Source organism: Salegentibacter maritimus (assembly GCF_016236915.1).
Lineage (GTDB): Bacteria > Bacteroidota > Bacteroidia > Flavobacteriales > Flavobacteriaceae > Salegentibacter > Salegentibacter maritimus.
On record NZ_JAEHOK010000011.1, the window covers coordinates 50,437 to 67,891 of the forward strand.

Sequence of the window (17,455 nt, forward strand, 5' to 3'; positions counted from 1 at the left end):
TAAAAAATTAAATATGAAAAAATACAGCATAGAAAAACCTGAAACCGAATGGAAAGAACAGCTTTCTGAAGAACAATTTCGGGTATTGAGAAAAAAAGGCACTGAAGCCCCACATACCGGCAAATACAATATGCATTTTGAAGACGGAGAGTATTTTTGCGCCGGTTGCGGTGAAAAACTTTTTGATAGTGAAGCTAAATTTGATAGCGGTTGCGGCTGGCCAAGTTTTGATAAAGCCCTAGACGGAAAAATTGAATATGTACAGGATAAAAGTTTTGGTATGATAAGAACCGAAATTCTATGTGCTAATTGCGGAGGCCATCTTGGCCACGTTTTTGATGATGGACCTACAGAGACCGGGCAACGCTATTGTGTAAACTCGGCCAGTATTAATTTTAATAAATAACCTAACACCTAGTATTATGAAAAAATTATTTTCTATTTTATTTATGACAACTTTTTTATTCGCCGCCTGTGAAGGAGATCAAGGACCTCCAGGGCCTCCCGGTGAAGATGGTATTAATGGACTTGACGGATTAGGGTATACTTATGAGGAAACTATAACTTTTGATTATTTCTCCGATAGCAATACTTACTCTCAATTTATTAATATTCCAGAAGAAGTGGAAACAGCTAACCCTCAAGCCGATGCAGTTTTAGTTTATCGACTTGAAGTGCTTCAAGACAACGACGGAAATGATCTAGATACTTGGAGTTTAATTCCACAGAACTTTTTTCTTGACGAAGGCACTATACAATACGTTTATAATCATACTGCGGGAGATGTGGAAGTTCTAATTGATGGTAACTTCGATTTGAGTAATTTAGATCCATTTTTTGTCGAAAATCAAACATTCCGAATAGTAGTTCTTCCTTCTGATACTTTCGCTGAAACTACAGGTGTAGATGTCGCAAATTATAAGGCCGTTATGAATGCACTTGATTTAAAAGAAAGCGATGTAAAAAAAGTAAGTACGCTTAAATAAACCGGGGTAAAAACCCAGGTCCTATAAAATTTAATAAAGCTGCCTAAAAGCTCTATTTTCATCAAGCCGAATTTATTTCAGTGCGATGATCTTAAGAAACTTTCCAGGCAGCTTTTTTATTTAGATATTAAGAGTAAACTACCTAGGGGTATTACAGCCTTTGGTCGTGCCAATAAAAAACTATTGTCACCTCCCCTAGCCCAACTGATCAGCTAAATTTTATTGCTGGCTTAGAAATATGGAAAAACGCGAAATCTTCAGTATAAAAATATATAAAAACGCTATTCCTGTAGCCTCTTTTTTATTTCCCTTTATACTCTCTTTTAAAACTTTTCAGTTTAAGTGATTATTCCTTAAATTCGCAACTTCACTCGCTAAGCGAGCTAAGATTTATTAAGCCTAATAAAAATTTCCGAATATGAGTAAATATGATATCATTGTTTTAGGTAGTGGCCCCGGAGGTTACGTAACCGCAATTAGAGCTTCACAATTAGGGTTTAAAACCGCAGTTGTGGAAAAAGAAAGCCTTGGGGGTGTTTGTTTAAACTGGGGATGTATCCCTACCAAAGCACTTCTAAAAAGTGCAGAGGTTTTTGATTACCTGAAACACGCCGAAGATTACGGCTTAAGCCTTGAAAAAGCCGATAAGGATTTTTCTAAAGTTATTAAGCGTAGCCGCGATGTGGCCGGTGGGATGAGCAAAGGTGTTCAATTTTTAATGAAGAAAAATAAAATTGACGTAATTGAAGGATTCGGAAAATTAAAATCCGGTAAAAAAGTTGTTGTAACCGACAAAAATGACAAAACCAAAGAATACCAGGCCGATAATATTATTGTGGCTACCGGTGCCCGTTCACGCGAATTACCAAACCTTAAGCAAGATGGTAAAAAAGTAATTGGATACCGTGAAGCCATGAGCCTTGAAAAGCAACCAAAATCTATGATAGTTGTTGGTTCTGGCGCTATTGGTGTTGAGTTTGCACATTTCTATAATGCTATGGGAACCGAGGTTACCGTAGTTGAATTTTTACCAAATGTAGTGCCTTTAGAAGACGAAGAGGTTTCTAAACAATTTGAAAGAAGCATTAAGAAAGCCGGAATTAAGGTAATGACCAGTTCTTCGGTAGAAAGTGTAGACACTTCTGGTAAGAAAGTAAAAGCAAAGGTGAAAACCAAAAAAGGTGAAGAAACCCTTGAAGCCGATATTGTACTTTCTGCTGTTGGTATTAAAACCAATATTGAAAATATAGGCCTTGAAGACCTTAAAATAAAGACCGAAAAGGATAAAATTGTTGTAGACGATTTCTATAAAACCAATGTAGACGGAATTTACGCAATTGGTGATGTTGTTCACGGCCCTGCCCTGGCACACGTTGCTTCTGCTGAAGGAATTCTTTGTGTTGAAAAGATAAAAGGCATGGATGTAGAGCCGCTTGATTATGGCAATATCCCTGGTTGTACCTATGCAACCCCTGAAATTGCATCGGTTGGAATGACCGAAAAGCAAGCTAAAGAAGCCGGTTACGAACTTAAAGTTGGTAAATTCCCATTCTCTGCCTCAGGAAAAGCTAAAGCCGCAGGAAAGTCTGATGGTTTTGTAAAAGTGATATTCGACGCCAAATACGGCGAATGGTTAGGATGCCATATGATTGGTGCCGGTGTAACCGATATGATTGCAGAAGCAGTTCTTGGTCGTAAACTGGAAACTACCGGTCATGAAGTATTAAAAGCAGTTCACCCTCACCCAACAATGAGTGAAGCGGTTATGGAAGCTGTCGCCGCTGCTTACGATGAAGTAATTCATATTTAAAAAGCATATTTTACAAAATAATTTTATATAAAAAACCCCCGAAGCATTAAGGCTTCGGGGGTTTTTGTTTGGCAATTAACAACCTTTAGTTAAATTTATTATTTCGTCAAGCTGAACTTGTTTCAGCTTCTATTATCTACAAATATCAACACATTAAATCCTGATATAAATTCAGGATGACAAATAGAGCCTTTTCTAAAAATAGCAATCTAATTATTACTATAACCTGTATACTCGCAATAATCTTCTTTCTGAGTAAACTTCCTCGGGGCAAGCCCACGAGGCATTCGTTGAAAGCAATTTTTTAATTTCGAGGTAAGCCTCAGGGTATTACACCCCTTTGGCGGTGCCAATAAAATTTATTCCAACAATAAATCACAAAACACAAAGCTGGTATCCCATGATTTTTGGTTCTCTGTAAAGCAATTATCATTTGAGTTTTTAGCAGGTTTATACGATTTTTCAACCAGCTCCCCAATTTTAAACCTAATTGGCTCTTTAAAGATAGGCCCATCAAAAACAAAGGTATGAAACTCTCCATTTTCACCGCAAGGATCTACATCTTTAGGTAAGTCATTTAAAAAGCTCTCATCCAGGACTCTTCCGCAGAAAGATTTATTGAGTTTATCGGTATTTACACAAACCACAATCGCCTTAAATCCTTTATCTATAAACTCTTTTAAGAGTTGAGTGGTATCTTCCTGCCAGAGTGGAAAAATTGCCTTCAAGCCAACTTTCTCCAGTTGGTTTTCGCGGTAACGCTTTAAATCTTCAAGCAGAATATCTCCAAAAACACTATAGACAAAACCTTCTTGCAGAAGTCTATTAGTTTCAGTTTCCATAATCTTGGTATATTCCTGCATGGAAACTTCTCCATTTAATTTAATTTGCTGCAACGGCAAACCAATATTCTCAGCCTGTTTTTTTAGCATTTCGATTCTAACACCGTGCATAGAGATTCGATTAACATCACTATTTACGGTTGTAACCAACTTTTCTATCGAATACTCATTTTGCTCTTGCAGTTTATATAGCGCTAACGCGGCATCCTTACCACTACTCCAGTTTAGGTAGGCCTTCTTCATTAATTTACATTTAAAAAACTCTGAATAGCCAAATCATAGCCTAAAAGTCCAAAACCAAGTATGACGCCTTTAGCATTAGGTGCTATATAAGATTTATGCCGAAATTCTTCCCGGGAATGGGTGTTGGAAATATGTACTTCTACCACGGGGGTTTTTATGCCTTTCACAGCGTCTGCAATTCCTACTGAAGTATGCGTATATGCGGCTGCATTTAAAACAATCCCGTCAAAATCTTCATCTGCCTTATGGATTTCGCTAATAATTTCACCTTCAATATTACTTTGAAAATAAGAAAGCTCGGTGTTTTTGAATCTAAACTGCAGTTCAGAGAAGTAAGTTTCAAAGCTTTTGTTACCGTAGGTATCAGGTTCCCGGGTCCCCAATAAATTAAGGTTGGGGCCGTTAATAATCATTATCTTCATTTTTACCGATTAACTGGTTATAAGGGTAAAGGTAAAAATAAGATCCAGTTAAATCATAACAAACCCTTCAGAAAAACAAACATTCCAAATTGGAAACTTCATTTTTTGAAGGGTTATTTTTGGTTGGTTAATTGTATTTAAAGACCAAATTCAACTCCTATATTTACCGAATTAAAACTGCCGCCATCTACACTAATACCCGTGTAAGATCCAACAAGACCAATAACGCCAAAGTTGTACCCTACCTGGGGTCTATAGTAAAAACCTCCGTCATTCCCGTCGTTTAAGCCAACGGCATAACCAAGATCTGCACCAAAGAAAAAGCCCTTTGCCAATGAAACTCGACCGGTAGCAGCTATAGGTAGAAAAGAAGGATCGTCAATTTCGAAATCTCCAAATTCAGTATCTATATCTTCTATAAAAAAACGTGTGTATCCTATTTTAGGTCCTATGTAGAGCATATCGGCAACACCCACCATATAAGCAAGATCTGCAGCGATTGCAAAATCACTAATTTCTTCAATATCTCCTACGGGTAAACCTATATTAGCTCCCACACGGAGACCATTTTGAGCCTGCATAAAAGTTGTTCCAATTAATGCAAAACAAACAATAAGTACTAATCGCTTCATAATTAAACATTTTGGGTTACTTATCTAAAGTTACCACAAATAGCTAATAGAGCACACTAAAGCAAATATTTACAGGTTTTTACGTATAAAAAAAAGCGGAAGTTCAAGACCTCCGCTTTTTTATAGGTGTTGTTATTATGTTATCTTAGAAAGTATACCCTATCCCAGCTTGAAAAGTTGAGTTGTTAATATCTGTATCTTCAATAACATCGGTAAATCCATAAGTGTAACGTCCCTGAACAAAGAAACCATTGTTAAACTTATATTCCAATCCGGCGGCTCCTCCAAATTCAAAATCCTGAGCATTTTCAAGGTTAACATCCCCACCATCTTCTAGCGGTTGAAAGTCTAACTCTTCATTTACCAGGAAGTTAAACGACGGACCTGCCTGCAAGCTCAGTCCATCTACAAGATAAATTTTAGCTAAAACTGGAACCTGAACATAATCTAGTTGATATTCTACATTATCGTCTACATCAGCAAAATTCTCCTGATCTATACTAGCTTCTGTAAATCCCTGGGCTGAATATAATACCTCTGGCTGAATAGAAAAACGATCAGCTAGTGGTATTTCAGCTAAGACACCAATATTAAACCCGGTTCGTGAATCTGGGCTATCAAAATAATCTCCTGTTACGGTAGAGAAATTCACACCACCTTTTACACCAAAATTCCAATATTCCTGAGCAGACACTGTAGTTGCTCCAAACAATACCATTGCGATAATTAAAATCGACTTTTTCATGACTTTTATTTTTATTTGTTTTACTGAGGCAAATGTAGGAACAGGCTTCTTAAAAAAAAGTTACCTAAACCTAAAGTATTACTAAGATTCAGGCTAATTGTTTATATCTTTAACGTATGAAATGGGCTTCAGCACTACGGGATTATTGTAACTACTTACGCATAGAACGCGGACTTTCAGACAATTCAATCACCAATTACAGGATGGATATTGTCAAACTTATCAACTTTTTAGACGTTAAAAAACTAAAGGTCTCTCCTACCCAAATTTCGGCAGAAATCGTGCAAGAGTTTATTTATGATACGGCAAAGAAAGTCAATGCACGCTCACAATCACGCATAATATCTGGCATACGCGGTTTTTTTAACTATTTAATTTTTGAAGATTACCGAAAAGACAATCCTTTAGACTTAATAGAGTCGCCCAAAATAGGCCGAAAACTACCTGATACTATTTCTACTAATGAAATAGATTTACTTATTGAAAATATAGATCTAAGTAAAGCTGAAGGAGAACGCAACCGCGCTATCTTAGAGACTTTATACGGCTGTGGCTTGCGTGTTAGCGAACTAACCAATTTAAAAATCTCTGATCTTTATTTTGAAGAGGGCTTTATTAAAATTACCGGAAAAGGTAACAAACAGCGCCTGGTACCTACATCAGACTACACTAAAAAGTTTATTAACATTTATAAGGATGAAGTTAGAATTCATCAAAAAATAAACAAAGAAGATTCAGACATTTTATTTTTAAACCGGCGGGGAGGGAAACTTACAAGGGCTATGATTTTTACTATCATAAAACAACTGGCTAAAAAAGCAGGTATTCAAAAGAAGATTAGTCCGCATACATTTCGTCATTCTTTTGCTACCCACCTATTGGAAAACGGCGCAAACCTAAGGGCCATTCAGCAAATGTTGGGTCATGAAAGCATCACTACTACCGAGGTCTATATGCACGTAGATCGCAAACATCTTCGAGAAGTAGTAGAACAGTTTCACCCCAGGCGCTAAATGCTATTAAATTTGGGTTAAAGCCACTCCAGGACTTCCTATTACTTTTATTTATTAGTATTTTCAGGCAAACGTATAATAGATAAATTCCTGGCAAGCCAACAAAGCATAAAATAAAAGTTTTTATTTAGAGGCGAGCCTTGAACTATTAAATCTCGATTACAAGTATAAAATCGAAGAAAAATTATTTCCAATCAAATTTAAAATAATGAAAACATTAGAATTTAAAAATGGCGATAAAATGCCAGCCATAGGTTTAGGAACCTGGAAATCTGGAAAAGATGAAGTTAAAGAAGCCGTAAAAATAGCATTAAATAATGGGTACAGACATATAGATTGTGCAGCCACTTATGGAAATGAAGATGCTATTGGAGAAGTTTTTTCGGAAGTTTTCAATGGAGGTAAAATAAAGCGGGAAGAAGTTTGGATTACTTCAAAATTATGGAATAATGCTCATAAAAAAGAAGATGTAATCCCTGCTTTAAAACAAACTTTAAAAGACCTGCAATTAGATTATTTAGACCTATATCTTATTCATTGGCCGGTCGCCTTTAAGCCTGATGTGGATTTTCCTGAGAAAGACGAAGACTATTTATCTTTAGAAGAAGCTCCAATTATAGAAACCTGGAATATGATGTTGGAAGCTAAAAAGCAAGGGCTGGTGAAGCACGTGGGAGTATCTAATTTTAGCAGTATGAAGTTAGAAGAACTACTGGAAGAAACGTCTGAAAACCCCGAAATGAACCAGGTAGAATTACACCCTTACCTGCAACAGAACGATTTACTGGAGTTTTGTAGCCGTCATAATATACACCTTACGGCTTACTCCCCTCTTGGAAGTGGAGATAGACCAGATGGAATGAAAGCTAAAGATGAGCCGTCATTATTAGAAAACCCAGTGATAAACCGAATCGCTAAAAAACACGGCGCCAGTGCCGGCCAGATTTTAATTAAATGGAGTGAAATGCGTGGGACTGCAGTAATCCCAAAGTCTACAAATGAAAATAGAATTAAAGAAAATCTTGAAAGCACCGGGGTAAATCTAGATGAATCCGACTTTAAAGAGATCGCAAAATTAGACAGCCATTTTAGGTATGTAACCGGAGAGTTTTTTGTAACCAAAGGTAATTCTTATGAAAACATCTTTGATGACGACGATTATAAAGCTTAAAAAGATTCACAGTAAACTATCTTAAGTCGCAAGCCTATGGGTATTGTAGCCTTTGGCTGTGCCAAAAAAAATGCCTTAGAAAAATTCTAAGGCATTTTTTTAATTAAAAACTATAAGCTTTAATCCTATTTCGCAATATTAACCGCTCTGGTTTCCCTTATTACGGTTACTTTAACCTGCCCCGGATAAGTCATATCGGTTTGAATTTTTTGCGAAATTTCAAAAGATAGATTATTGGCTTTTTCGTCGCTTACTTTTTCGCTTTCTACAATTACACGAAGTTCACGACCTGCCTGAATAGCATAAGCTTTCTTAACACCTCCAAATCCAAAAGCTATCTCTTCCAAATCCTTTAAGCGTTGAATATAAGAATCAAGCACCTGTCTTCTGGCTCCCGGTCTTGCACCGCTAATTGCATCACAAACCTGAACAATAGGAGATAACAATGAGTTCATCTCTATCTCGTCGTGGTGCGCTCCAATAGCATTACAAACCTCCGGTTTTTCTCCATGTTTCTCGGCCCATTGCATCCCTAAGATTGCGTGCGGCACCTCTGTTTCGGTTTCAGGAACTTTACCAATATCATGCAGTAAGCCGGCACGTTTAGCAAGCTTAGGATTAATTCCAAGTTCTGAAGCCATTACACCACAAAGTTTTGCAACCTCACGAGAGTGTTGTAATAAATTTTGCCCGTAAGAAGAACGATATTTCATTCGGCCAACCAGTTTGATCAATTCGGGGTTTAATCCGTGAATTCCCAGGTCTATTACCGTTCGTTTGCCTATATCTATAATCTCTTCATCTATTTGTTTACGCGTCTTTTTAACCACTTCTTCAATTCTGGCCGGGTGAATTCTACCGTCGGTAACCAGCTTGTGTAAAGATAACCTGGCAACCTCTCTCCTTACCGAATCAAAACAAGATAGAATAATAGCCTCTGGTGTATCATCTACAATAATCTCTACTCCGGTAGCGGCTTCTAAAGCCCTAATATTTCTACCTTCCCTACCAATAATTCTACCTTTTACGTCATCGCTTTCTAAATTGAAGACCGAAACACAATTCTCTATAGCTTCCTCGGTTCCAATTCGTTGAATAGTATTGATAATAATCTTTTTGGCCTCCTGTTGCGCCGTTAATTTTGCCTCTTCTACCGTGTCCTGAATAAGCGCCATAGCATCTGTACGGGCACTATCTTTTAAAGCTTCAGAAAGTTGCGCTTTGGCTTCTTCGGCCGAAAGACCAGAAATAACTTCCAATTGCTGGATTTGGCTGTTATGAAGTTTATCGATTTCCTGCTGTTTCTTCTCTACATATTCCAGCTTGTGATTGTAATCCTGTAGCTTATTCTCAAACTCTTTATTCAGTTTTTTGTTTTTGGAAAGTTCTCCGGAAACCTGAGATTCTTTATCCCTAATACGCTTTTCAGCATCATTCATCTTCTTGTCACGGCTCATGATTACTTTTTCATGTTCCGACTTTAACTCGATAAACTTTTCTTTAGCCTGAAGTATCTTATCTTTTTTGATACTTTCTCCTTCAGACTTCGCCTCTTTTAGAATGTTTGCTGCCGTCTTTTTGGCATTTTTAATGGTTTGCGAAGCTCTTTTCCGCTCTAACTGTTTGGCGATTGCAAAACCTATTGCTACACCAACTAATCCAATAACTATATTTAGTAATATTTCCATATTTAAGATTTAAGTAAAAAAAAAGCCTGTATTAGATAGGTTTTTGTATTAAACTCCTTAAAAACAAGTTTAGGGCTAACAAGCTGATCAAGAATCCGCTCATCCCGAAAAATCGGGAGCGGCGCGCTTTTACAACTTAGACTCACCCTTTTTAAAGAATCTCTGTTGAGTTTATCAAAATATCACTAATACAGGCAGTAACCTTTATTTAAAGAACGTTTATCACACTAAATGCTTCTGCAACAAATCATTAAGCGATTTGAGTTTATCTTCTGCTTGAAGTGTGTCTTTAGATCTATCTATATCCTTTTGCTCGGTTTGGGCAGCAAATTGTAAAGCGCACATAGCCAATACATCTTGCTTATCCCTTACGGCATAACTTTGCTCAAACTGCTTAATCATAGCCTCAATTTTCTTAGCAGCTTTTCGTAAACCTTCTTCCTGTTCGGGATTAATAGTTAAAGGGTATACACGATCTGCAATAGAAAGTTTTATTTTTAATTTATCGGCCATATTTATTATTCAGATAATTGAACAATACATTGATCAATTTCTCTTATTAAGCTGTTTAATTTAAGCTTAGTTTCTGTTTTAAATTCGCTACTGCCAAGCATTGCATTGGCGGCTTTAAGGTTTTGAACTTCTAAATTAGAACCTTCTAATTTATGAGCCAATCTGTTGTTTTCTTCTTTTACAGAAGCCATTTCTGCCTCTAAAGCACCATGAACCTGCTTTAAATTTTCATACTTATGAAGCAGTTTACTGATCCTATTTTCAAGGCTATCAACGATTTCTGTCAATTCACTCATAAAAGCCAAATGTAATGCTTATCCCCACAAAGTTAACATTCGCACTTTAATATGCCAATAGTTTTTTCGTCTATTTTTAAAATTTGGCAGGACATATCCTAAGTTTCTAAGCACTAAGGATTTAATTTTCACTTAAAGTTTGATTAACTTTACCGGTTCATTTAGACCTCAAATAATAATTTTATATGAAAGTTGTTTTAAGCGTTTTTCTTTTTTGTTTTAGCGCAGTTTTACTTGCCCAGTCAAACGTACCAAAAGATTATTTTAAAAATCCTTTAGATGTCCCCCTGGTATTATCCGGGACTTTTGGAGAATTAAGATCTAATCATTTTCATAGTGGCCTGGATATTAAAACCCAACAGCGGCAGGGATTAAAAGTAGTAGCCTCAGCAAAAGGTTATGTAAGCCGAATTAATATTCAGCATTATGGCTACGGAAAAGCTCTTTATATACAGCACCCTAACGGCTATACCAGTGTTTATGCCCATTTAAAAGAGTTTTCTCCCGAAATTGAAGCATATGTAAAAAAGCGACAATACGCCAAAGAATCTTACGAAATAGAACTTTTTCCCGAAGCAGGTGAATTACCTGTAGCTGCTGATGAACTTATAGCTTACAGTGGTAATACAGGCGGTAGTGGCGGCCCACACCTCCATTTTGAAATTCGTGATGGCAACCAACGCCCTATGAACCCAAAACTCTTTGGAATATCTGTATCTGATGGCCGCGCCCCCATTATAGACGGTGTATACGCCTATCCTTTAGATGCCGATGCTCACATAAATAATTCTCGTGAAATGCAGAAAATAAACCTTACTCCTTTAAAAGACGGTAGCTATATCGCTTCTGAAATAGATGCCTGCGGAAATATAGGTTTTGGTGTTTCTACTGTAGATCAGCAAGATGGGGCACCTAACAAAAATGGAATCTATCAAATTGAAACTGAGTTAAATGGAGACCAAATACTCAACCTACCCTTTAACCGATTTTCCTTTTCGGAAACCCGTCATTTAAATCAACTTATTGATTACGGGCATTACAGTAAAACCAAAAAGCGCATACAAAAGCTTTTTGTTGAAGATAGTAATCCACTAAGCCTATATTCAAATGTGGTTAATAAAGGGGAGCTTCACATTCAGGATAGCTTAAATTACAATTACACAATTAAAGTGAGCGACTTCGCCGGAAATAAAAGAATAATAAGAATTCCTATTCAGGGAGCACACGTAACTGACTTACCTCCTAAAGAAGAAGAAAAAACCGATTATTTTGCACAAGTAAATCAGCCGTTTTCCACCGAAGCCAACGGAATGGACATTTACATTCCCAAAGGAAGCCTTTACACAGATACTTTCCTGGACATAGAATTTAAAGATGACAAAGTAAAAGTTCACAACGAGCACACCCCGCTTCACAAAAACATCAGCATAGGATTTGATGTGAGCAACTATTCAGCAGAAGAAAAGGAAAAACTATTTATTGCCAGGCTAGGTTACAGAGACCGTTTTAATTACTCTTCAACTTACAAGAAAGCAAATCGTTTCACCACCAGAACAAGAACCTTTGGGGAATATACGCTAGCTTCAGATGTTACCCCTCCAAAAATATGGCCCAAAAATTTTAATGACGGCCAATGGATCTCGAACAACAGTACTTTACAAGTTGGAATAAGTGATGATTTATCGGGAATAAAAAGTTATCGCGCTACAGTTAATGGTAAATTTATATTGATGGAATATGAATATAAAAATAATACATTAACTCATGACTTTAGTGATGATGTAGTGACTGAAACAGAAAATCAGCTAAAAATTATTGTCACTGATAATGTTGGAAATAGCAACACCTATGAAGCCACGTTTTTTAGAAAGAATTCTTAACCGGGATAAATAGATTTTTAATGAAAGAAAAGGCTATCTGAAATATCAAATTTTCGTCAAGCTGAACTTGTTTCAGCTTCTAGCATGAACACTTGAAACAGCTTAGATCCTGAAATAAATTCAGGATGACGCGTTAAAGATATTTCAGATAGCCTCTATTTTAAGCCTTTCAAAATTGATGTTTTAAAAGGTTGAGGCACCTACCTAAGCTCTTCTCCACTTAGCGGTTTCCTCAAAAACATGTTCCAAAATCTTTTGATCCTCTGCTGTAAAATCCAGGTTTCGGCGCCTCATCACAATTTCTACAACCTCAAAAGCTTTTTGTGTTTTATAAGTAGTAAACCCAGCACTACCTCCCCAACTAAAACTAGGTATAAAATTCCTTGGAAACCCAGAACCAAAAATATTGGCACTTACACCAACCACGGTTCCGGTATTAAACATGGTGTTTATACCACACTTACTATGATCTCCCATTAATAATCCGCAAAACTGTAAACCAGTTTTAGCAAAACCTTCTGTTTCGTAGTCCCAGGTTCGCACTTCGGCATAATTATTCTTTAAGTTAGAGGTATTGGTATCGGCGCCAAGATTGCACCATTCACCTAAAACTGAATTCCCCAAATAGCCATCGTGGCTTTTATTAGAGTTTGCAAAAAACACAACATTGTTCATCTCACCCCCACCCCTACAACCGGGACCTAAAGTAGTAGGGCCATATATTTTAGCCCCCATTTTCACCAGGGCTTCTTCGCAAACTGCCAACGCTCCTTTAATTAGGCTACCTTCAAGCACTTTTGCATTTTTACCAATATAAATAGGCCCTGATGATGCATTTAGGGAACAATTTTCCACTTCTGCACCTTCTTCCAGAAAAATACGCTCCGGGTTTTTCACAAAATTAGAGTCTGGAATAGGTTGTGAACTCCTGCCCTGTGTTACAAACTCAAAGTCCGCTTCTATGGCCGCTCCATTTTTTAAAAAGATATCCCATTTATTGTCTATTTGAATTACAGCTCCTGCCAATTCCAGTGCCTCATAAGCATCTAAATCAACCTCCTGGTCTTCGTAAGCATGAAAAGCAACAATATCTTCCTTATAAAAAATAGCCTGATTGGGCTTCAGGGTTTTTACCTGCTCTAAAAATTCGGGATTAGGCAAAAACGAAGCATTAATCATTACATTTTCCTGCAACTCTACCATAGGCCACTTTTCGGCCAAGTAATCTTCGGTAATTGTAGAAGTGGTAGTTTTTAAAAGTAATTCCCATTTTTCTCTAATGGTAAGAATTCCCACCCTAATATCGGCAACTGGCCGTGTAAAGGTAAAAGGGAGTAATCGGTTCCTGGCAGAACCGTCAAATAATATATAATTCATCCGCACAAATTTTAGAACTCAAAGTTACAAGTAAAATTAAAACTGAAAAGTTTCGCTTTTTAAAATGTTCCTAAATTTGCAAATACGGCTGGTTAAAAAGTTTTAAGCAAAAAAAAGTCGCCTTAAAAAGACGACTTTTAGTATTATATATAACAAAAACTTATTTCTTAAATTTCTTGTATTTGTTTTTAAACTTATCGATACGTCCGGCGCTATCTACCAATTTGGTTTGCCCGGTGTAATATGGATGAGAAGTTCTTGAGATCTCCAACTTAATAAGTGGATATTCTGTACCGTCTACTTCAATAGTTTCTTTAGTGTTTGCGGTAGATTTAGTAATGAATACATCTTCGTTAGACATATCTTTAAATGCTACTAATCTATAATTTTCCGGATGGATTCCCTGCTTCATCGCTTTAGTTCTTTTAATTTTTCGAAGTGCAAATTTAAGGAATTCAATTATAAAAACAAGTATTAGACAAAATTATTTTTAATTCTTATGCAATGTAACGTTTTATTATATTTGCTTACTAACCGGTTGTAACTAAACAATCTTAAAATTATGGAAAATTCTAACGCAAATTCTAAAAGTATAATTCTTAATTATGGTCTTTTACTTGGTATCTTATCTGTAGTTCTTGGTGTTATAATGTATGTTACCAACGCCTACTTAAATCCTAGTTGGATTTTTGGTACAATTGGTTTTATACTTATAGTTGCAGCTATCGTTTTAGGAATAAAAGCTTACAAGGCTCAAAACAACAATTATTTATCTTTAAAAGAGGCTTTTAAATTAGGCCTGGGCATTGCACTAATTGGTGCTTTAGTAAGCGTGGTTTGGCAATTAATATTAATGAATATCCTTGAACCAGATTACATGAGTCAAATGGCAGAGGTACAACGAACTCAAATGACAGAAAATTTTCCTAATATGAGCGAATCCCAAATTAACGACGCTATGGAGATGAATGCCAAATTTTCTTCTCCCTGGATTATTGCCGCATTTGCAATTATTGGCAACTTGTTTTTTGGTTTTATTATTGCACTTATAGCCGGTTTAATTATGAAAAATAAGAATCCACAAGACGTATAGATACATGCAAATTTCCGTCGTTATTCCTCTTTTAAACGAAGAACAATCTTTAACTGAATTATACAATTGGATCGCAAAAGTAATGCGATCCAATTCCTTTTCACACGAGATTATTTTTATTGACGATGGGAGTACCGATGGCTCCTGGAAAACCATTGAGGCCCTTGTTAAAAACGATAATGCAGTTAAAGGCATAAAATTTAACCGAAACTACGGGAAATCACAGGCCTTACACGCAGGTTTTCTAAGGGCACAAGGCGATGTAGTGATTACCATGGATGCCGATTTGCAGGACAATCCTGAGGAAATCCCCGAACTTTACCAACTTATTAAAGAGCAAGGCTACGACCTTGTTTCGGGCTGGAAAAAGAAACGCTACGATTCGGTAATCTCAAAAAATATTCCTTCAAAAATTTTTAATGCCGCCGCCAGAAAAACTTCGGGAGTAAAACTGCATGATTTTAATTGCGGACTTAAAGCTTACCGAAAAGAAGTAATCAAAAACATTGATGTTTACGGTGAAATGCATCGCTATATCCCGGTTTTAGCAAAAAATGCAGGCTATTCAAAAATCACTGAAAAAGAAGTACAGCACCAGGCCCGAAAATTTGGTAAAACAAAATTTGGTGCAGAACGTTTTATTAACGGCTTCTTAGACCTCATCAGCATTTGGTTTCTTTCTAAATTTGGTAGAAGGCCTATGCACCTATTTGGTGCTTTAGGGGTACTTATGTTTATATTTGGTTTTTTCTCTGCCGGATGGATTGGTATATCTAAACTCTACAAACTATACCATGGGGTTCCCAATGTTTTAGTAACCTCTAACCCCTGGTTTTATATAGCCCTGGCAGTAATGATAATTGGTTCTCAGCTCTTTCTTGCCGGTTTCCTGGGCGAACTCATTTTACGCTCCAAACGAGAGAAAGAACGCTATTTAATCAATAAAACCACCTCTAATTTATAATGCCATTAAGGCATTAATCCTTATTTTTGTTTTCCTAAACAGATAATTATGGCTCAAAATAAACCAGAAATCCTAGCTAAGGCTCAAGCCTGGCTTACCGATATATTTGATGAAGATACCCAAAAAGAGATCAAAAATCTTATAGATAACAACCCCACCGAACTAGAGGATTCTTTTTATAAAAATGCCGCTTTTGGTACTGGAGGTATGCGCGGAATTATGGGCGTGGGCACTAACAGAATCAATAAATATACCCTTGGAAAAAATACCCAGGGACTCTCAAATTTATTAAAAACCGAATTTCCCGGAGAAAAATTAAAAGTAGTTATTGCCTACGATTGCAGGAACAACTCAAAAGAGTTGGCACAGATGGTGGCTGAAGTATTTTCGGCAAATGAAATTGAAGTTTATCTGTTTTCAGAATTAAGGCCAACCCCCGAGCTTTCTTTTGCTGTTAAGTATCTAGATTGTCACGCAGGGATCGTGCTAACCGCCAGCCATAACCCGCCTGAATATAACGGCTATAAAGTGTATTGGCAGGATGGTGGCCAATTGGTACCTCCCCAAGATGCAAAACTTATAGATGTAATTAATAAGTTAGACTACAACCAGGTTAATTTTGAAGCCAAACCAGACTTTATAAATAAAATTGATAGCGATGTAGATAAGGCATTCCAGCAAGCTTCGGTACAAAATGGCAGTTTCGACACCACACCTGCGGCAAAAGACGACCTAAAAATAGTTTTTACCTCTCTACACGGAACGGCTTGCAAAACCAATCCGCAAATTTTAGAAAAGGCAGGTTATAAAAATGTTTTCCTGGTGGAAGACCAAAAAGAACCTAACGGCAATTTCCCTACAGTAAAATCGCCAAACCCTGAAGAACCGGAAGCCTTGCAAATGGCATTAGAACTGGCTGAAGAAAAAAATGCTGACATTGTAATTGGTACAGATCCCGATGGAGATCGACTGGGTGTGGCTGTACGTGATTTAAATGGAAAAATGATTCTTCTTAACGGAAACCAAACCATGCTAATAATGACCTGGTTTTTACTTGAGAAGCATAAAGAACAAAACAAGCTTTCTGAAAATTCTTTTGTAGCCTCCACTATTGTTTCTACTCCTATGCTTAAAAATATTGTGGAAGCCTATGGCGCACAATATCACGAAGTTTTAACTGGGTTTAAATGGATTGCTAAATTGATAAAAGATCATCCAGAACTTGATTTTGTGGGCGGTGGTGAAGAAAGTTTTGGATATATGGTAGGCGATTTTGTACGCGATAAAGATGCGGCAACCGCTACCCTACTTGCCTGCGAAATTGCGGCACAAATGAAAGCAAAGGGAACTTCTTTTTACCAGCAATTATTGCAACTTTACACAGAATTTGGCCTTTACCGTGAAGAGCTTACTTCTTTAGTGAAAAAAGGTATTGAAGGCGAGGCAGAAATAAAACAAATGCTCATAGATTTAAGGGAAAAGCCCTGGACAAAGATAGACGGCGAAAAAGTAGTACTTATTGAAGATTACCATACTTCTATTGCCACAAATCTTCAGGAACGCGGCGAGCAAAAATTAACAATACCAAAATCTAATGTGCTTATCTACTATACCGAAAACGGAACAAAGATCGCTGCCAGGCCCAGTGGTACCGAGCCAAAAATCAAATTTTATTTCAGCGTAAATTCGCAACTGGAAAAAGTTGAAGATTTTGAAACAGAAAATGCAAAACTTGCCGATAAAATTCAGCGAATTAAAAACGAACTACAACTGGGCTAGT

General features: G+C 36.9%; 18 protein-coding genes and 1 other RNA gene. 9 read left to right on the forward strand and 10 right to left on the reverse strand.

The window, feature by feature from the left end; translation table 11 throughout:
• Window positions 1–13: 13 nt before the first annotated feature.
• The 3 genes from msrB to lpdA all read left to right on the forward strand — a co-directional run bounded on the left by msrB (window position 14) and on the right by lpdA (window position 2,796).
• Window positions 14–406, forward strand: coding sequence for a peptide-methionine (R)-S-oxide reductase MsrB (msrB, locus tag I6U49_RS09760; RefSeq protein ID WP_198628532.1), 393 nt, complete (start codon window positions 14–16; stop codon window positions 404–406).
• Window positions 407–422: 16 nt separating this feature from the next.
• Window positions 423–986, forward strand: a complete 564-nt coding sequence (locus I6U49_RS09765; RefSeq protein WP_198628533.1) for a hypothetical protein — start codon at window positions 423–425, stop codon at window positions 984–986.
• A 418-nt stretch (window positions 987–1,404) separates the two neighbouring features.
• On the forward strand, window positions 1,405–2,796 hold the full coding sequence (gene lpdA / locus I6U49_RS09770) for a dihydrolipoyl dehydrogenase (protein WP_193710835.1): 1,392 nt from the start codon (window positions 1,405–1,407) through the stop codon (window positions 2,794–2,796).
• A gap of 359 nt (window positions 2,797–3,155) precedes the next feature.
• Here lpdA and I6U49_RS09775 read toward each other — a convergent pair whose 3' ends face one another.
• The 4 genes from I6U49_RS09775 to I6U49_RS09790 form a co-directional block, all read right to left on the reverse strand.
• Complete coding sequence (locus I6U49_RS09775) at window positions 3,156–3,881, reverse strand: Dph6-related ATP pyrophosphatase (protein WP_198628534.1); 726 nt, start codon at window positions 3,879–3,881, stop codon at window positions 3,156–3,158.
• A complete protein-coding gene (gene aroQ / locus I6U49_RS09780) occupies window positions 3,881–4,303 on the reverse strand; it encodes a type II 3-dehydroquinate dehydratase (RefSeq protein ID WP_198628535.1) in 423 nt (140 codons plus the stop codon). The genes I6U49_RS09775 and aroQ overlap by 1 nt, the downstream gene beginning before the upstream one ends.
• A 137-nt stretch (window positions 4,304–4,440) precedes the next feature.
• On the reverse strand, window positions 4,441–4,935 hold the full coding sequence (locus tag I6U49_RS09785) for a hypothetical protein (RefSeq protein ID WP_198628536.1): 495 nt from the start codon (window positions 4,933–4,935) through the stop codon (window positions 4,441–4,443).
• A 145-nt stretch (window positions 4,936–5,080) separates the two neighbouring features.
• The gene (locus tag I6U49_RS09790) at window positions 5,081–5,680 is read right to left on the reverse strand and encodes a porin family protein (RefSeq protein WP_193710831.1); all 600 of its coding nucleotides are present in this window, start codon (window positions 5,678–5,680) and stop codon (window positions 5,081–5,083) included.
• 116 nt (window positions 5,681–5,796) lie between these two features.
• Here I6U49_RS09790 and xerD point away from each other — a divergent pair, with 116 nt between their 5' ends.
• A complete protein-coding gene (gene xerD, locus I6U49_RS09795) occupies window positions 5,797–6,693 on the forward strand; it encodes a site-specific tyrosine recombinase XerD (RefSeq protein ID WP_193710830.1) in 897 nt (298 codons plus the stop codon).
• Between the two features lie 208 nt (window positions 6,694–6,901).
• Entirely contained in the window at window positions 6,902–7,864 is a 963-nt protein-coding gene (locus tag I6U49_RS09800; protein WP_198628537.1) for an aldo/keto reductase, read from the forward strand.
• A 125-nt stretch (window positions 7,865–7,989) separates the two neighbouring features.
• Here the strand turns inward: I6U49_RS09800 and rny are convergent, their stop codons facing one another.
• The 4 genes from rny to I6U49_RS09820 form a co-directional block, all read right to left on the reverse strand.
• The gene (rny, locus tag I6U49_RS09805; RefSeq protein WP_193710828.1) at window positions 7,990–9,552 is read right to left on the reverse strand and encodes a ribonuclease Y; all 1,563 of its coding nucleotides are present in this window, start codon (window positions 9,550–9,552) and stop codon (window positions 7,990–7,992) included.
• Between the two features lie 50 nt (window positions 9,553–9,602).
• A non-coding RNA gene (gene ssrS / locus I6U49_RS09810) (6S RNA) lies at window positions 9,603–9,723 on the reverse strand.
• 51 nt (window positions 9,724–9,774) lie between these two features.
• A complete protein-coding gene (locus I6U49_RS09815; RefSeq protein WP_198628538.1) occupies window positions 9,775–10,065 on the reverse strand; it encodes a cell division protein ZapA in 291 nt (96 codons plus the stop codon).
• A 5-nt stretch (window positions 10,066–10,070) separates the two neighbouring features.
• Window positions 10,071–10,361 (reverse strand): DUF4164 family protein, encoded by a 291-nt coding sequence (locus I6U49_RS09820; protein WP_193710826.1) that lies wholly within the window; start codon window positions 10,359–10,361, stop codon window positions 10,071–10,073.
• A 185-nt stretch (window positions 10,362–10,546) separates the two neighbouring features.
• On the opposite strand from I6U49_RS09820, the gene I6U49_RS09825 reads away from it, so the two are divergent.
• Window positions 10,547–12,241, forward strand: coding sequence for a M23 family metallopeptidase (locus I6U49_RS09825; protein ID WP_198628539.1), 1,695 nt, complete (start codon window positions 10,547–10,549; stop codon window positions 12,239–12,241).
• Between the two features lie 204 nt (window positions 12,242–12,445).
• Here I6U49_RS09825 and I6U49_RS09830 read toward each other — a convergent pair whose 3' ends face one another.
• The gene (locus tag I6U49_RS09830; RefSeq protein ID WP_198628540.1) at window positions 12,446–13,618 is read right to left on the reverse strand and encodes a GlmU family protein; all 1,173 of its coding nucleotides are present in this window, start codon (window positions 13,616–13,618) and stop codon (window positions 12,446–12,448) included.
• Between the two features lie 160 nt (window positions 13,619–13,778).
• The gene (locus I6U49_RS09835; RefSeq protein ID WP_079722006.1) at window positions 13,779–14,030 is read right to left on the reverse strand and encodes a type B 50S ribosomal protein L31; all 252 of its coding nucleotides are present in this window, start codon (window positions 14,028–14,030) and stop codon (window positions 13,779–13,781) included.
• Window positions 14,031–14,180: 150 nt separating this feature from the next.
• Here I6U49_RS09835 and I6U49_RS09840 point away from each other — a divergent pair, with 150 nt between their 5' ends.
• Genes I6U49_RS09840 through I6U49_RS09850 form a run of 3 tightly spaced genes read left to right on the forward strand, consistent with a single transcriptional unit; the run spans window position 14,181 to window position 17,454 of the window.
• Complete coding sequence (locus I6U49_RS09840; RefSeq protein ID WP_198628541.1) at window positions 14,181–14,711, forward strand: DUF4199 domain-containing protein; 531 nt, start codon at window positions 14,181–14,183, stop codon at window positions 14,709–14,711.
• Between the two features lie 4 nt (window positions 14,712–14,715).
• Window positions 14,716–15,675 (forward strand): glycosyltransferase family 2 protein, encoded by a 960-nt coding sequence (locus tag I6U49_RS09845; protein WP_198628542.1) that lies wholly within the window; start codon window positions 14,716–14,718, stop codon window positions 15,673–15,675.
• 48 nt (window positions 15,676–15,723) lie between these two features.
• Window positions 15,724–17,454, forward strand: a complete 1,731-nt coding sequence (locus tag I6U49_RS09850) for a phospho-sugar mutase (protein ID WP_198628543.1) — start codon at window positions 15,724–15,726, stop codon at window positions 17,452–17,454.
• The last annotated feature ends 1 nt before the right edge of the window (window position 17,455 follow it).

What these genes read in the sequence shown, in the direction of transcription:
- I6U49_RS09825 (WP_198628539.1), top strand. Translation starts at nt 10,547, where the DNA reads ATGAAAGTTGTTTTAAGCGTTTTTCTTTTTTGTTTTAGCGCAGTTTTA.
- aroQ (WP_198628535.1), bottom strand. Translation starts at nt 4,303, where the DNA reads ATGAAGATAATGATTATTAACGGCCCCAACCTTAATTTATTGGGGACC.
- xerD (WP_193710830.1), top strand. Translation starts at nt 5,797, where the DNA reads ATGAAATGGGCTTCAGCACTACGGGATTATTGTAACTACTTACGCATA.
- I6U49_RS09775 (WP_198628534.1), bottom strand. Translation starts at nt 3,881, where the DNA reads ATGAAGAAGGCCTACCTAAACTGGAGTAGTGGTAAGGATGCCGCGTTA.
- I6U49_RS09845 (WP_198628542.1), top strand. Translation starts at nt 14,716, where the DNA reads ATGCAAATTTCCGTCGTTATTCCTCTTTTAAACGAAGAACAATCTTTA.
- I6U49_RS09840 (WP_198628541.1), top strand. Translation starts at nt 14,181, where the DNA reads ATGGAAAATTCTAACGCAAATTCTAAAAGTATAATTCTTAATTATGGT.
- I6U49_RS09800 (WP_198628537.1), top strand. Translation starts at nt 6,902, where the DNA reads ATGAAAACATTAGAATTTAAAAATGGCGATAAAATGCCAGCCATAGGT.
- I6U49_RS09765 (WP_198628533.1), top strand. Translation starts at nt 423, where the DNA reads ATGAAAAAATTATTTTCTATTTTATTTATGACAACTTTTTTATTCGCC.
- rny (WP_193710828.1), bottom strand. Translation starts at nt 9,552, where the DNA reads ATGGAAATATTACTAAATATAGTTATTGGATTAGTTGGTGTAGCAATA.
- I6U49_RS09850 (WP_198628543.1), top strand. Translation starts at nt 15,724, where the DNA reads ATGGCTCAAAATAAACCAGAAATCCTAGCTAAGGCTCAAGCCTGGCTT.
- msrB (WP_198628532.1), top strand. Translation starts at nt 14, where the DNA reads ATGAAAAAATACAGCATAGAAAAACCTGAAACCGAATGGAAAGAACAG.
- I6U49_RS09785 (WP_198628536.1), bottom strand. Translation starts at nt 4,935, where the DNA reads ATGAAGCGATTAGTACTTATTGTTTGTTTTGCATTAATTGGAACAACT.
- lpdA (WP_193710835.1), top strand. Translation starts at nt 1,405, where the DNA reads ATGAGTAAATATGATATCATTGTTTTAGGTAGTGGCCCCGGAGGTTAC.
- I6U49_RS09835 (WP_079722006.1), bottom strand. Translation starts at nt 14,030, where the DNA reads ATGAAGCAGGGAATCCATCCGGAAAATTATAGATTAGTAGCATTTAAA.
- I6U49_RS09830 (WP_198628540.1), bottom strand. Translation starts at nt 13,618, where the DNA reads ATGAATTATATATTATTTGACGGTTCTGCCAGGAACCGATTACTCCCT.
- I6U49_RS09815 (WP_198628538.1), bottom strand. Translation starts at nt 10,065, where the DNA reads ATGGCCGATAAATTAAAAATAAAACTTTCTATTGCAGATCGTGTATAC.
- I6U49_RS09790 (WP_193710831.1), bottom strand. Translation starts at nt 5,680, where the DNA reads ATGAAAAAGTCGATTTTAATTATCGCAATGGTATTGTTTGGAGCAACT.
- I6U49_RS09820 (WP_193710826.1), bottom strand. Translation starts at nt 10,361, where the DNA reads ATGAGTGAATTGACAGAAATCGTTGATAGCCTTGAAAATAGGATCAGT.